Annotated in this window: 11 protein-coding genes; 8 read left to right on the top strand and 3 right to left on the bottom strand. The window is 42.9% G+C overall.

The features are described from left to right. Positions 1-216: 216 nt before the first annotated feature. The 3 genes from NI000_RS34930 to NI000_RS34925 all read left to right on the top strand — a co-directional run bounded on the left by NI000_RS34930 (position 217) and on the right by NI000_RS34925 (position 870). Positions 217-528, top strand: a complete 312-nt coding sequence (locus tag NI000_RS34930; protein ID WP_253415894.1) for a hypothetical protein — start codon at positions 217-219, stop codon at positions 526-528. After that, positions 525-590: an SEC-C metal-binding domain-containing protein gene (locus tag NI000_RS37270; RefSeq protein WP_375541033.1), complete on the top strand. Its 66-nt coding sequence runs from the start codon at positions 525-527 to the stop codon at positions 588-590. Before NI000_RS34930 ends, NI000_RS37270 begins: the two co-directional genes overlap by 4 nt. A 121-nt stretch (positions 591-711) precedes the next feature. Next, positions 712-870 carry a hypothetical protein gene (locus tag NI000_RS34925; protein WP_253415893.1) on the top strand — a complete coding sequence of 53 codons (159 nt, stop codon included), beginning with the start codon at positions 712-714 and terminating at the stop codon, positions 868-870. 26 nt (positions 871-896) lie between these two features. Here the strand turns inward: NI000_RS34925 and NI000_RS34920 are convergent, their stop codons facing one another. The 3 genes from NI000_RS34920 to efeB form a co-directional block, all read right to left on the bottom strand. Then, positions 897-2369: a beta-1,3-glucanase family protein gene (locus tag NI000_RS34920; protein WP_253415892.1), complete on the bottom strand. Its 1473-nt coding sequence runs from the start codon at positions 2367-2369 to the stop codon at positions 897-899. A 718-nt stretch (positions 2370-3087) separates the two neighbouring features. Next, entirely contained in the window at positions 3088-3828 is a 741-nt protein-coding gene (locus tag NI000_RS34915) for an EAL domain-containing protein (protein WP_253415891.1), read from the bottom strand. Between the two features lie 313 nt (positions 3829-4141). Next, positions 4142-5452 carry an iron uptake transporter deferrochelatase/peroxidase subunit gene (gene efeB, locus NI000_RS34910; RefSeq protein WP_253415890.1) on the bottom strand — a complete coding sequence of 437 codons (1311 nt, stop codon included), beginning with the start codon at positions 5450-5452 and terminating at the stop codon, positions 4142-4144. A gap of 644 nt (positions 5453-6096) precedes the next feature. Between efeB and NI000_RS34905 the strand changes: the two genes are divergently transcribed. From NI000_RS34905 to NI000_RS34885, 5 genes are all read left to right on the top strand, one after another. Beyond that, complete coding sequence (locus NI000_RS34905; RefSeq protein ID WP_309247961.1) at positions 6097-7182, top strand: glycoside hydrolase family 5 protein; 1086 nt, start codon at positions 6097-6099, stop codon at positions 7180-7182. A gap of 184 nt (positions 7183-7366) precedes the next feature. Beyond that, entirely contained in the window at positions 7367-9466 is a 2100-nt protein-coding gene (locus NI000_RS34900) for a glycoside hydrolase family 6 protein (protein WP_253415917.1), read from the top strand. 73 nt (positions 9467-9539) lie between these two features. Continuing rightward, on the top strand, positions 9540-10802 hold the full coding sequence (locus NI000_RS34895; protein WP_253415888.1) for an RICIN domain-containing protein: 1263 nt from the start codon (positions 9540-9542) through the stop codon (positions 10800-10802). Positions 10803-11693: 891 nt separating this feature from the next. Beyond that, positions 11694-11873 (top strand): hypothetical protein, encoded by a 180-nt coding sequence (locus NI000_RS34890; protein WP_253415887.1) that lies wholly within the window; start codon positions 11694-11696, stop codon positions 11871-11873. A 269-nt stretch (positions 11874-12142) separates the two neighbouring features. Beyond that, positions 12143-15931 (top strand): S-layer homology domain-containing protein, encoded by a 3789-nt coding sequence (locus NI000_RS34885; protein WP_253415886.1) that lies wholly within the window; start codon positions 12143-12145, stop codon positions 15929-15931. Positions 15932-15942 lie beyond the last annotated feature (11 nt).

Below are 15942 nucleotides of genomic sequence, written 5' to 3'. Positions count from 1 at the left end.
TGAGCGCGCGGCAACTCGGTGTAGATCCGACAACTGTGAAAAATCAACTCAACAAATCGAGTATAGACAAAGGGGAGATTATTAAAGTTGATTTTTCTAGTAAACAGGAGAAGGTGTTCCAAAACCGTAGGGAGTGTAATACATCAAAGAGATTTATCTCTGATATCGCAAATTTCGCAAGCGGAAAATATTGACATAATAAAAATTCCGCAAGAGATGTACGGAGATTACAATAAAGATTTTTTGAAAATAAGATACGAAACACCTTGGGAGGAATACCCACCAAGAATTAGATCAACAATTGCAACGACATGGATGCAATATAAATACGATTACTTGTTTAAAGACGGATGTATTAACATTACAGGTGTTTTTCTAGCAGAAGAATACCTTAAGGCTGGAATGCTGAATAATATCTGGATGATGTTATATGGACCTGGCTCAGAGTATTTCGATGACATTACAAACTGGAATCATTTTTCCGACCTGAGAGTCATTGAGGAGAAAAAAACAAATGAACAAAAATAGGTAGAAATGAACCATGTCCTTGTCGCTCAGGTAAAAAGTACAAAAACTGTTGTGGCAAATAAGTTTTAGAAAGTATCCAAAGTCACTCGAATTACATGTCGGGGATATTTGCCGGAAATTTTTACACAGGTTTCGCTTGATACCAGATTACGGTGATATTGTCCTCCAGAGGAGTGTACGTCGATGCATAAAGAAGAACTGACCCGCATGGGAACCGAAAAAGCATGGCGCCTGAAATGCGAACGTCACTTCAAGCCGCGGGTCTATCGGGCTGCAGACATGGATTTATTTACCAAAACCTTGGATGGTTCTGGGCCAAGATCACGGATCAATGGATTGTGACAGACCTTATGTCATTTTGAGTGAGATTACCATCCAACTCGAATAATTAAAGCTTTGGGTTTGCTGGTTTCCAAGTAAGCCGCTTGATTGTTAACATCGTCATAAGCAAAACCGTAGGCTAAACCGTTGATAGCGTGAGTATGCCAAAATTTCGAATAGTAATTGGCTGGAGCAGCCTGATAATAATTTCTAACGACGTTCCAATTGTCATCTGTATATACATGTCTGTTGATTGCAGCACACGTTTGAGCATTGCTTACAGCCCCATCACACCTGAGAATGTCTTGTGTAGAAAAGTTGGAATAACCTGCAAAGTAATTCGCGTTAACGCCGCCAGCGGCAAAAGAACCGTGAATAGGGGCAACAATTCGGTAAGGAGCTTGAATGTTGCCTAGCGATGTAAATTGCGCAGGTACTTCTTGATGAAATTTTGTAAATAATCCAGAACGAGTTTCAACTTCTAATTCGCCAACGGTTCGATCATAAGTCCCTTCTACATTTACTAATCGGTGTTGAATGGGGAAACCGAACATATCGACCCTGGTTGTGTTCCCATGATATCCTGTTGCGTCAACTGTAAATTCGATAAAATCAAAATATACATTTAAATTCGGGTCTTTCGGATTATTAATATCTGGCCCGGCAAATCCGCTATCATAAGTTTTAATGTAGCATTCAGTGGCTACGCAAAGGAACATTCTTCCGGATGTAATTCGTGGCATACTTACCCACGGTGCATCGCTAAGTTTGTGATAAATGTTTGCATAATTAATGCCATTTTTCGTTAAATGTCCGGGAGCATCATTAAGCGCCAATGAAATAGGCAGCAAATTGCCGTTTAAATCCAAGTAACTCCACTTTCCGTTAGCCGGATTAATCCCAAGGACACCCCAGAAGATCTGATTATCCGTATAAGCGCCATTGGTTCCATTCATGACCTTGAATGATAGTACTCCATTTCCGGTCGGCTCGGGTATGGAAGAGGCAGGTATGGAGTATATGGAAGATGACGAACTTGACGTAAAGTTCATCCAGTTGATATTAAACCCTCCACTTGATGCGTATAATCTCAGCGCTTGGTTGCCTGCCAGCAAATCAACATTTACGCTCACGGTTTGCCACGATTGCCATCCGCCTGTATTCGGAACGTTGATAGTCGATAATACTTGGCCGGAAGCATTTTTTAGTTGAAACAGACCTGTCGAATTGGGGCTTGCAACTCTGAATGCTGCGGTAAATGTGTCTGCGTTCCGGACATTTACATGAAAGTCCATCCAACTTCCCGCATTAATCCAGCCCACATTCAAGCCCCCGCCTGTATCGGTCGTCGTCTCAGTTTGAACATCGTGCTTATTGCTGTAGTTTTCGGCTTCGATTCTCCCGGGTATAACAGCCTCAGCGGAAGCATTTACACTAACAAATGGGAATAGCATTTGAAGCAACATCATCATTGCCCAAATAACTGAATAAATGCGTTTAAATTTCTTCTCATAGAACATAATAGGACACCTTCCTTATATAAATTTAAGTCTTTACAATTTACCTGACTTTTTTTGCCGCGACCTCGAATTATTGCTGAAAATGGTTTGCAGCAAATATCACCTCCAGCTTGTATAATTTAATCTGCCAGTATCCATTCAGACCTACGGAAAATGAGAGCCTGATGAAGGTAAACCGAATGGAAGGAATAACTATCACGGATAAATAAGAACAGGAAAATTCAAGGGAATAATATAATGGATTGATTCGAATGATGATTAGACAGATTCCTTTAAAAGGATGAACTTGGATTTTCTATAATCAATTCGAGGGGCTTTGGGGGCAAAATCATGATATAAAAAATGAATGTTTGTGTTAAGGCGATTTCCGTTGTAATGCGTCTTGTCCTCTTCTCAATATCTATATACTACCTGATTTCAAAAAGAGTATTCTATCCATAAAGTGACTACATGAACATTATTATGACGTGTTAGTCAGATTTTTTTTAGAAACGTTTGGTTTTTAATTAGCTATACCTTCTAGGAAGGATTCATTAAGGCCAGTTATTCTAAAATCCTTTGTGGCGGGTTACCGTTTTCTAATAATAAAGGAACGGACTGCCGCAATATTTAGCCGCTTCACATTTTTCGTTCTTCGGACGCATTAGGAAACCCCGGTTCATAAAAGAAATGATACACCATTACTTCAATGAATAGGGGTTAGATAACAACGTATTTTTTAGGGTTCGCCAATTGGGACGGTTCCCAAAATCGTGTGATCGAGAGGCGCTGGGCTTCCAAGTAAAAATCCTTGGCCGATAGGAACACCTAATGATTTGGCTGCAGCAAGATCTTCCGGGGTTTCAATCCCTTCGAGAACAAGCTGAATTTGGCCTAAGCAGTAATCGACAAACAGAGAGATGAGCTTCTGTTTATTTGAGCATCTTGATAAACCTTTGCCGAAATAGCGATCCATCTTCACAATATCCGGTTCGTATTCGATGATCTTTTGCAAAGAGGCTGCCCCCGATCCGACATCGTCGAGTGCAATTAGGAAACCATATTGACGTAATTCACGAATTACTTGCCCCAATAAGGGAACTTCCCACATTTTATCTTCTTCATTGGCTTCGTTAATTTCTAGTACGATTCTTCGAAACGGGGATTTAAGACTTAGATTTTCGCAAATGATGTCAAAAAATGTCGGATTCAATAAAGTGGAAGGAAATACATTGAGGAATATCAGCAGAGACGGATTATCGAAGTCCGCTTTATTGAAGGTGTTAATGGCCCTCATAAAAGATGTAGTATCCAGTTCATATAAACGACCTGCTGAGCGGGCAGCCCTAAAAAGAAGCTCAGGTGACTGGCAGGTAGTCGAACGAAGTAACGCCTCGAAGCCGATAATTTGTTCCGTACTTAGTTGAATAAGAGGCTGATACACGGGATAACAAAAATCCCAATTCCAATAATTGTTCATCTTAGATAAGTTCCTTTTCTTCCTCTAAAAAATTTTGGATGAAAAATCCAAGCCGAGAGCAACGTGAACCCAGAAAATCAATTTGGTATCGTAGTAGCATCATTTATAGAAAAGCCGGTACGAATCGTCACTGTAATGGCTTGACTTCAAGTTTGTTTTGCTGCACCAGCATTTTGCGTAATTTTCTGAAGGTAAGCATAACGCTCTCGGAAAAGAATTTCCGGGAAAACGCGCAAAGGGAACTCGAATCTAGCATGGTAAAGTCGCTTTTTTCACTAAACCTCCTATAACAAGAGGGAAACGACAGGAAATATCACCGCTTGGAACCAAACAACGTCTCGCCAACAAATCCGCCTTCACTAGCACCGGGCGGACACGCGAATACAGCGCTGGACACATGTGAAGTAAATTTATTTAACGCATCTTTTTTCGCAAGAATGGAAAGCATGGGAATAAACTGTCTCTTGATGCTCCGCTGAAAGCTGATAAATAAAAGACCTGCATCCCAATCTTCTATGCCCGAGTCAAACCCGTGGACATATGAATAAGCCCGGCGAAGCAATTTTGTTCCCGCGTTGCGCGCCAACCAAACATGCGAGTTTGAAGGCAATTGACGCAGCACTGTAGGGTCAAATTCGTTCTTTTTGCCAAAAGGAGCTCCACTGTCCTTTAGCCGGCCGAATGTGCTTTCCTGTTTGGCCAGCGAAGACTGGTCCCATAGCTCTAAGAACATGCGAATTTTTCGCATAACCATATAAGTCCCGTTCGTCATCCATGCAGGTTCGTCTGAAGACGATACCCAAAGATGTCGCATTTTCGCCTCATTTGATTCAAGCTCGCGGTTGGCGGTCCCGTCCTTGAAACCAAAAAGATTTCTCGGCGTTTGACCGTCGGGGGCTTCTACATACCCGTTCTGAACCCACCGGATTATCGCGGTTCCTTTAGAGATTTTGGCCAAGTTACGGATTGCATGGAGAGCAACGCTCAGAGTGTCCGCGCAAGCCTGCACCCCGATATCTCCGCCAGACCACTGCGGGTTGAGCCGATCACCGAACATAGGTGGAATATCATTGAGTTCAGTCGGCTGTTCGGAGGCGAATCCGAAGCGGTCTTTTCCGCCTTTCTGGAACAACGTGGGGCCGAAGCCAAACGTGAGGGTCAGATTCGAGGGGGGAAGATCTTTCGTTTCCCCTGTATCCTGCGTTGCTAAAGTAAAGCCCCTGTCGTCTTTGAGCGACTTTCCGGCCGTCATGAGATGACTAGCTGCGGACCATACTTTTAATAATTCCAACAATTGACCGGCATCCTGATGCAATATATCAAATGCCGCAAAGCATACGTATTGCTGTTGAGGAGTGACGATCCCGGCCTGCCGTGTCCCGTAGAATGGGATGGTGCTACCAAGCTCAGCTTGAGGTTTTGTAGCCTCTATGCTGCTGGAGCCCGTACCCTGATAGGTATGCTTAAAAGACATAAGGGTCGCCATACCGCTCATACCCAGAATGATACCGGTTCCGGCAATGGCACTCAGTTTCAGCATCTCGCGGCGGCTGATCGATTCACTCTCCACTTCATGCTGGTCCTCCTTGGCTGCGCAATTTTTTTCCTCTGGCGTAATATTCATTGAAAAACTCCTGTTTATGTATTTACCTGATTCATTGCTCGGGATAATTCGCCATTAACAATAAATAGTGGTAGTTGTAGATAGCTTAATTCTATAATATTACGACCGGTCGGTCAAATAATTACTTTTGTTGCTGATAAAAACATCATAAGGATTTTTCAATCCTGACAACGTTATTGACCATTTTCATTATTGGTTGGTTGCCGCGTCATCGGCATGGGCGTCAAAAACTTTATTTTCATCAGGCATGATCTTGATGGATTCATATTTTCCGTTATTTCTTTACATGAAAACAACCTTAAAAATGAGAATTCTGTCATCAGAGTGTTAAGCAGGTAATTAAAATTATAGCCTTATTAGGTGTTTCCTTCCTATAATGAGCTCAAGATAAATGAACGGCACTCCAATCATCTCCTACTTTATCCCCTTTTTGAATAGAAAAATCATTGAACTCCATCCGGCTTATTTCATGATTACTCAAAGAGAGCTTACCATTCCTTATTGAAAGAAGGTGATAAAAGTTAAAAGGGAAGGAGGCGATACAAAATGTAGATTCTGCGAAATACCCTAGATCCTATTCTTAATAAGAAAGGTTGGGACAAATGAAAAGAAAAATGTGGGTATTCACGTTAGTTCTTTTCCTTATGGGGAATATGCTGGGATATCAGATTTTTGCAGAAGGTTCCAATTATTATCACACTAGCGGTAATCGAATCGTCGATTCTAAGGGCAATACCGCAATTTTTAACGGTATCAACTGGTTTGGTTTTGAGACGTCGAATTTCACGCCACACGGATTGTGGACTCGTTCGATGGATAGTTTACTCGATCAAATGAAGGGTAAAGGCTACAATTTACTACGTATTCCTTACACGAATGAGATGTTTCTGCCAGGCAAGATGCCTAACAGCATTGATTATTGGAAAAACCCTGATTTACAAGGTATGACGCCTATTGAAATTCTGGATAAATTGATTGAAAAGGCGGGCGCAAGAGGGATGAAAGTAATTCTGGACCGCCACCGCCCTGTATCCGCGGAGCAATCCGAACTGTGGTACACTTCGACTGTTTCTGAAGCGACTTGGGTGGGAGACTGGAAGATGCTTGCGCAGCGTTATTTGGACAACGATACGGTCATCGGGGCAGATCTGCATAACGAGCCTCATGGGAACGCTTGTTGGGGCTGCGGAGATTTGGCTCGGGATTGGCGTTTGGCTGCCGAACGTGCCGGCAATGCCATACTAAGCGTGAATTCGAATTGGTTGATCATTGTTGAAGGTGTTAGTTCTAATATTCAGGGCCAGACCGGCAATTACTGGTGGGGAGGCAACCTGAAAGGCGTGCAGAATGATCCGGTGCGTTTGACGGTCGCCAATCGTATCGTATATTCTCCTCACGATTACGGTCCGGGAGTAGCCTATCAGCCTTGGTTCTCTGACCCCGCGTTCCCCAACAACTTGCCCGGTATTTGGGATGCGTATTGGGGATATATTCACAAAAACAACATCGCGCCGATTCTCGTCGGGGAATTCGGAGGCAGAAGTGTCGATATCGCGTCAACGGAAGGCAAGTGGCAAAACAAGCTGGTCGATTATATTCGTTTGCATAAGCTGTATTGGACGTATTGGTGCGTCAATCCAAATAGCGGTGATACAGGAGGACTTCTACAGGATGATTGGGTCACCTGGAATCAACCGAAGCAGGAGATGCTTAACCGTTTGATGGAGTAGACTCCTCCTATGGCACCGACCAGCTTGACGGAAACGGCTGGTGTATGGTACGACTTCCGTTCAATCAAGCGACCTCACAATACTATTTTTTCGCTTACAGCCCAAATTGATTTGTCGAACTCATGTTATTAAAAAGGAGTTGAAAATAATGACATTTGCTTTGTCTATAACTAAGCGTACCGTGATGCTTTTTATGATCTTAGCCTTGATGATTAACATGTCTTATGAAACCAACGCTTTTGCGGCCGAAGCACACGTCGATAATCCGTTCCTGGGTACGGCAATGTATGTGAACCCGGATTATGCGGCTCTTATCGACACGTCGATCGCGAGGGTGAGCGATAGTATTCTGATTGCAAAGATGCAGAAGGTTAAATCGTATCCTACCGCTATATGGCTTGATCGTATCGCGGCCATTAAAGGCGGCACTGCGAACGGCGGTCGCAAGAGTCTTGTGGAAACTATGGATGCCGTATTAGCGCAAAAAAAAGGCAATACCCCGATCACTGTCATGTTCGTTATCTATAACATGCCGGGACGAGATTGTCACGCATTAGCATCGAACGGAGAACTACCGTTGACTCCCGAAGGCTTGCAGACGTACAAGACGCAATACATTGACGTGATCGCAGATGTATTCTCCAACCCGAAATACCAAAACATCCGGATTGTAACGGTGATCGAACCAGATTCGTTACCTAACCTCGTCACGAATTTGAGCGACCCGAAGTGTGCGCAGGCCAACTCCACTAATATTTACCGGGATGCCAATCAATACGCACTGGATAAACTGCATGCGATCCCTAATGTTTACACTTACCTGGATATCGGTCACTCCGGTTGGCTTGGTTGGGATACAAACCGTGAGCCTGCCATTAATCTTTTTACCTCTGTAGTGGAGAGGACCAGAGATGGGCTTGCAAGCGTCGACGGCTTTATCACCAACACAGCGAATACTACTCCGTTAGAGGAGCCCTATCTGACCGATCCGAACTTGACAATCGCTGGACAGCAGTTGAGGTCTGCAAATTTCTATCAATGGAATCCGTATTTTGATGAATCCGATTTCACTGCGGCCTTGTATGCGGGATTTGTGAAGAACGGCTGGCCTGAAAGTATCGGCTTCCTGATCGATACTTCGCGCAACGGGTGGGGTGGTCCAGGTCGGCCGACTGGCGCAAGCGGCAATAACGTTAACGAATACGCCAATTCCGGCCGTGTCGATAAGCGTTTTCACCGCGGAAATTGGTGCAATCCCTCTGGTGCGGGTATGGGGCAATCTCCAACGGCAACACCCTCCGGATACCCTTCGTCACATCTCGACGCGTTCGTGTGGGTGAAGCCTCCGGGCGAGTCGGATGGCGCAAGCAAAGAGATTCCAAATAACGAGGGCAAAGGTTTCGACAGAATGTGTGATCCTGATTATATAAGCGGCAGCGGTACGCCAACCGGAGCATTGCCGGATGCTCCGTTATCTGGGCACTGGTTCCACAACCAATTCGTGCAGCTTGTACAGAACGCTTATCCGGAAATCCCCATCGATCTTTCAACGGTACCAACTGCTCCGTCCGGCCTGAAGGCTACTGCTGGAAACGCGCAAGTCACGCTAAACTGGGCAGCTTCAAGCAGTGCAACAAGCTACAACGTTAAGCGCGCGACACTAAGCGGCGGTCCGTATACAACGGTGGCTACCGGAGTGACAGCAACAAGTTACACAGACACAGGCTTGAACAATGGGGCGAAATACTACTTTGTTGTGAGCGCACTGAACAGTTCGGGAGAAAGTGCGAACTCCGTGCAAGTGGACGTAACACCGCAAGGAAAGCCAACTTCAGGGGAATTGATCGTGCAATATCGGCCAGCAGACACCGACGCCAATAATGACCAGATCAAACCGCATTTCAACATCAAGAATAACGGTACAAACTCCGTTCAATTAAGCGACATCAAACTCCGGTACTATTTTACGAAAGACAGCATTTCGGAGATGAGGGCTTGGATCGATTGGGCACAAGTGGGAGGTGCGAATATTCAGCAAACATTCGTCAGCGCAAGCGGCGCCAAGACGGATACTTACGTCGAACTCAGTTTTTCCCCGGATGCCGGTTCCATTCCAGCAGGCGGTCAGTCTGGCGAAATTCAGCTCCGGATGGCCAAAGCAGACTGGTCAAACTTTAACGAATCGAACGACTACTCGTTTGATGGGACGAAGAAGTCATTTGCGGATTGGGACAAAGTGACGCTTTTCCGGAACGGTCATCTTGTCTGGGGAATTGAGCCTTAGTATCCAATGCAACACTTAAGGGATATTCCTTTAATTGCTTAATTTACATTGGTGAAAGTGAGGACTTGATAAGATGAAATTAAAAATGATTTTTCTTCGCACTCTGGTATGCCTTTTGCTATTCAGTCTTATTTATTCTCCGCTTCCTTTGGTCAAGGCTGCGTCAACTTGGAACTTGGTATGGAGCGATGAATTTAATGGAAGTGTCGGCTCCGCGCCGGATCCAGGAAAATGGAAGTATGATATCGGAGGCGGCGGTTGGGGAAATAACGAGCTACAGTACTATACGGACAACAGGAATAATTCCTATTTGGATGGTAACGGCAATTTAGTCATTAAAGCGATTAAAGAAAATTTCGGGGGGAATTCCTATACTTCCGCTCGATTACTGACAAAAGGATTATTCACGCAAGCCTATGGAAAGTTTGAAGCACGCATCAAATTGCCATTTGGCAAAGGGATCTGGCCCGCCTTCTGGATGCTCGGAGACAACATGGATTCGGCAGGGTGGCCTAACAGCGGTGAAATTGATATTATGGAGCATCTGGGTCAAGATTCCACTACCTCTTACGGCACTGTGCACGGCCCCGGCTATTCCGGTGCCGGCGGGGTCGGCAGATCCTACACTTTGCCAAATGGACAGCTGTTTAAGGACGGATTCCATGTGTTTTCTATAGAGTGGGAACCTGCGCAAATCCGCTGGTATGTGGACGGGAACCATTATTTTACTTTCAATAAAAGCCAACTTGGTCCAGGTCAAGAATGGGTTTTTGACCACCCATTCTTTATGATCATGAATGTGGCTGTAGGCGGGTACTGGCCTGGGTATCCGGATGATAGTACAACATTTCCGCAAACGATGACGGTTGATTATGTACGCGTGTATAAGAAAGGGTCTACACCCATACAGCCGGGAGCAGTATATAAATTGATCAATGCGAATAGCGGCAAAGCTCTTGATATTTATGCCGGGGGTACAGAAGACGGAACGAACGTGCAAATTTATACAGATAACAATACGCCCGCCCAGAAATGGCAAGTGTTCAGCAATGCAGACGGGAGCTATCGGCTAACTAACCCGCACAGCGGTAAATCCTTGGATGTCGCCAGCGCGGGAACCACCGATGGAACCAATGTGCAGATATGGTCGAGTAATGAATCTGCAGCGCAAAAATGGAACATTGTAGATAACGGCGATGGCAGCTTCAAGCTGATAAACACCGGTAGTGGAAAAGCATTAGATGTGAGTTCCGCCGGAACTGACGATGGGACGAATGTGCAAATTTGGTCCGATAATGGAACGGACGCCCAGAAGTGGAGAATGATCAAGCTTTAGTCTATCAAAAGTTGTTCATCAAAAGCCCGTTAGATTTCCTTTAAATTATATTATGTAAAAGTTAATTTAACTTTAGCAAAAGCAGGTCTTTAGTGCTTTTAATTTAACTCTAGGATACGAGTGAGGTGAAGCATTTTCAGGGAGATTGAAGTTCAATAAGCTCATTTGCACCGCTACCATCGCCAGTTAGTAAAGTTGGTTATGAAAAAAATGCCAAGGTAATCGCATCTTCCCTTTGGATGAAACGCTGCTGAAAATTCTAACGCGACGTAAAGTTAGGCAAAAAAGAGCCGGATTTTTCTATTCTAAGGAAAAGTTAGATTAACCCAAAGCGTGAGACAAATCAAAGCACCTTCAAGAGTGAGTGCGAATGTCGTCAGATGTTCATACATTCTTGGAGGTGTTTTTCATAGCAGCTAGAATCAGTTACCCAGTGGAAGTTCAAGATTAAGGCTATCAAAAATGAATTGGCAGGTTTCCCGTATAAGCAACTCATGCATCAATTGGGAATCAAATAATTAAATGTTTTTAATAATAATTTTTACGACTATAAGTTTTTTTGCAACCTTTTTTCAGGACCTGACGTTTGTATCAAATGACATGAGGAAAATAATAACTTTTAAACAAAACATGGAGGAAATCCTGTAATGAAAATATTTAAACTCATTAAATTAGGAATGAAGTGAAAACCAATAAATGTATTCATTTTTGATTAAAAGTTGTTTACCCCCATTAAGCTAAGCAAACTTCGTCTTAGATGCCGTGTTCTTTTATTATTTGTTTAAGGCATCGATATTAAGGTTGTAGAAAGATACGTTAAGATTATGGAAAATATTATATCGTACAATGCTTGTAGCCGTTTCTAGAAGTCACCTGAGGAGATGAATAAAATTGACAACTTCCGTAAACTATCCTGAAATATCAAACTTCAATTCTTTAAGAATTAAGTATCATTTTAGAAGTGAAAAAGAAATAGAGTTTTATGAGTTTCTAGGCATAGACGAAAGGAAGGAAAACCATACAATAACTGAGGATTTAAGGTTGTTAGAGGATACTACATATGAGGAGTGAGACCGGCCCATTTTTATTAGAACATAAGATAGATGAATAATTGTTTTTTATAATGTTTTTATTTTCCTTGCCATAGGAGCATGACATGACAGAAAACTAGTTGCCCATAGATGAGGTGTTAGTGGCGATTTAAATCGGGTAGAGATTGAATCTTAAATTGCAATTATGCAATAAATGAAGCAAAGCAACAATAAATTTATTTCGTTTACTGAGTTTCAACTATTACATATAAACTCATCTTTTATAAAATTCACAAGGAGGAACTTAACTTGAAACGTTCCAATAACCATACTATTATTATCTACGCGGTCATCGTGACCATGTTATGTTCGATGTTTATACCTGTTTCTTTAATGGCGGCCGGTGGGGCGTTGATGAAGGTTAAAGGGTTCAGTATTGATGCAACTAAACCTACCCCCATTACTAGCGAAACTGTTAATATTTCTGTTGAAATTAGCAATATTAACGATAATCAAATTGCTTCGATTTATTATGAAATTGAGAACGTTACGACAAATCCCGGTAAACCGGTAGAGAACAAGTCCAACAAAGGAGTAAAAACGACTCCTTATGAGGTGACGTTCAACAACGTTAAATTGTCGGAAGGAACCAATAAAGTTACTTTTATGATGGGCGATGCTAGCAAAATTTCCTCCCAACCCGCTTATATCACATTTACGCCTACAACGAACATCACGGACCTGAAATTTAACGACGTACCCATAGAAAATAACAAAATGTATCCGAAAGACCCCACGCAATCGGCCTATACAATTACCGGTAAATCACCGAATGCGACAGCAGTAAAAGGTTATTTACTGGGCCAATCCAATTCCATTAGCGCGTTTCGCAGCAATAATGGGGATTTTACATTTATCCCAAACCGGAGTCCAGATTTCAATATGCAAGGCGGGGACAATATCTTTAAAATTGTCGCCAGCAACAACACGAACATGTACACTACGACAAGAAAATTTATTTTTAACAATGGCAAACCTTTTTTATTTGAAGGGGCTTTGGAAGCCGGCGGCACGACACAAAAACTCATTGATGATCCATTTCCTCAATTGAAGCAAACCACGGTGAACCTGAAGGGTAAAATGAAGGTGAACCTGATCCCAGGTTCTACGACGATTACAGAATACGTTTATGCAGATATTCAAGTAGTTAACGGAAATACAACGAGAGTTTATTTTTCAGGAAAAGCGCCTGTGCTTCAAGAAATCACTAGTGAATCGACTCCGTTGTATAAAGTGTATGATATTGGTTCTATTCCTCTAACCTTGCCTACAAATCGGAAACAAACAATGATTGTCACCTTTTATACTGGGAGTGGTTTAGTCGGTCAGGCACCGCAGCAAACGTTTACGTTTAATTACTTTGATCCAAACGCACCGTATGTAACGAAAGTTACAAAAGATCTCGGCATAGATAAGGTCACGAATCAACCCGTCGAAGTCGTTCTTAATGAGAATGGGGATAACGAAATCAGCGAGCTGCCTTCTACGTTCTACGTATATACAACCGGTATTAATCCACCTTCTGTTTCACCAGCAGGCAGTGTCGTTGCCCGAATCACGGGTGCTGCCGATGTTAATGCAACGTATGTCGGACAGGATGGTACACAGCAAAAATGGAAATTTCAAATAGAAGGCGTTCGTGACGGAAAAACCTCTCTCTCACTTATACCTAACGGAAGCAACAACGGTAAACTGGATTTCCCGTTAGTCATTACAAGCACGCCATACATTATTCCGATTAACTTCCACAATAACATGGTCATTAAAAACGCTGCATTAGATACACCGTTTTGTAACCCTGGAACGGGAGGAATTCCTTGTTTGCAAGCGCGGATTATGAACTTACCACCCTCGGAGTTTGGCAACGTCGAAGTGTCTGTAAACGGATATGCAACTAAATTAGTACCGAGTGATTTTCGAGATCCTGCTGCAAAATCGACCTTCATGTTAGATGTAAATAAAGCGGATAGCCGTTGGATGCCAAGTGACGGTAAAGAATTGCTCAAAGAGGGCCGTAACACTATAAAAATTAATGTTAAATTAAATGGGAGTAATGTAACAACGGTTCAATATGAAATCTTTAAGTTTACTTTGCCTACCCCGCAATTTGTAGGAGACATTCTACCAAGTCCATTGGATAAGTTTACGAAAGCGCAGACGAACGATAAATATGTCACACACTCTAACAGTGTTTCTTTTGTAGGCTCGTTCGTTAATGCGGACAGCATCAAAATGACCGTCCGTAAAAAAGATGCTCAAGGCAAGCCACTCGTCACTTTCGATAACAGGGAGGGCAGTAACGGATGGGCTTATCCTACTAATCCGGCCATCGGTCAGCAGAATTATTTAAACAGTGTCTCTTCAGGTACGATTAATACAGCGGTTATTAGCCTTCCTTTTCAAGGAGACGTTATTATTGAGTTTATGATTTCCAACAAAACGGGAATCACAGAAATCCGGACTATTACCATTTCGCGCGAACCTGTACCGTATCGTATCATTGAGCCGGTACTCATAAAGACGAACAAGGAAGAAGTGGCTAACATCAATGGCAATTTTGTAGATATTAAGTTAGAAGCGGAGAATGCGGACAGCGTTGCATTTGATAAAAACATTCGTCTGTTTAGTAAAATCGATCCTTCCGACAATAAGCCTTATTTTTATTATCGATACGAGAACTTAAAAGCAGGTCACAATGTCATTAACTTTACAGTAAACCGGGGCAAAGAAAGTTCCAAAGGAAGCTTTATCGTTAATAACGTCAATACTGCATTGGAAGGAGCGCAGATGTTGATGCCGATGCAAACGAAGATCAAAATGTTCGAAGGAGAGCTTGAGCTTGAGTTTCCAAAAGATACGAAATTAATGCGTAATGATCCTGGATCGACGAATCCCTACTTGACCAGCGATAGAAAGCTGCTGTTCGGTCTTGCCAATGCTAAGGACGGACGTGTTAATAAATCTTATAATACCGATTACAATGCTTCGTTCTTCCTGCAAGAGCCTACAGGCAAATTCCGTCCGGCCAGCAAGCTTTTCTGGATCAACGGAGGCACCATCAACCAGGATGATTATTTGGATAAAGACAAACTGAAAGAAGCTCTTACAGGGTCTGGACGAGATCCCTACAATATTGATCCGAACAGCAGCAACGTCAGATTTTATCAAAAAAATAACGAGAATGAACTTAAAAACATGGTGGTTCCATCCAAGCGTGGCGAATTGACATTAAAATATGATAATTCAATTCGGGACGATTCTTGGAAGTATGTCACTATATATCAACTGGACATTTACGAGGATTATCGGGGCATGACATCCCTAGCCTGGAAAAACATTGGTGGGGTTGTTGATCCGAAGAAAAACACGATCACAGCTCCGATCAACCATTTTGGTTATTTTCAAGTGATGTACATGTACGACAGTTTTAACGATATCACTAGTCATGAATGGGGGCGGGATACGTTAGACATCATGTATTCTAAAGGATTCATGCTAAATAAGCTTCAATCACTCTTCGTACCCAATGAATCAATTACACGTGGTGAATTTGCTACATTACTTGTTAAAGGATTCGATATTCCGCTTCAGTATACAGGTAATATGACATTTAGCGATGTACAAAAATTTAGCAGTAGTAATCCGCTCTATGATTACAAATATATCGAAACTGCGGCGCGGGTTGGTATCGCCCGAGGTGGCGCAGGCGGCAGATTCAAACCTGACGAATCCATTACAAGGCAGGACGCGGCAGTCATGATTGCAAGAGCTGCTGAGATGAAGATCAATTCTGATGGCGCCAAGTCCTCAACTAACCTTCAAAAGCAATTTACAGATGCGAAAGATATCGATATTTATGCTGTTTCGGCAGTTGAAGCGGTTTCCAAAGCCGGATTTATTTCAGGTATAGAAAATGTTCTGCTTCCGGGTCAAAAGAAAAAGACATATCGTTTCGATCCTCGCCAGAACCTTACACGTGTTCAAGCGGCAGCTGTTTTCGAGCGTGTATTGAAGCAGCAGAAGAAATTTCCAAAATGAGCTGAATAGGG

Origin of the sequence: Paenibacillus tyrphae (assembly GCF_024158745.1) — a bacterium.
GTDB classification, from domain to species: Bacteria; Bacillota; Bacilli; order Paenibacillales; family NBRC-103111; genus Paenibacillus_G; species Paenibacillus_G tyrfis_A.
Note: the sequence above shows the minus strand (reverse complement) of the source record. Positions and strands in the feature narration are given on the sequence as shown.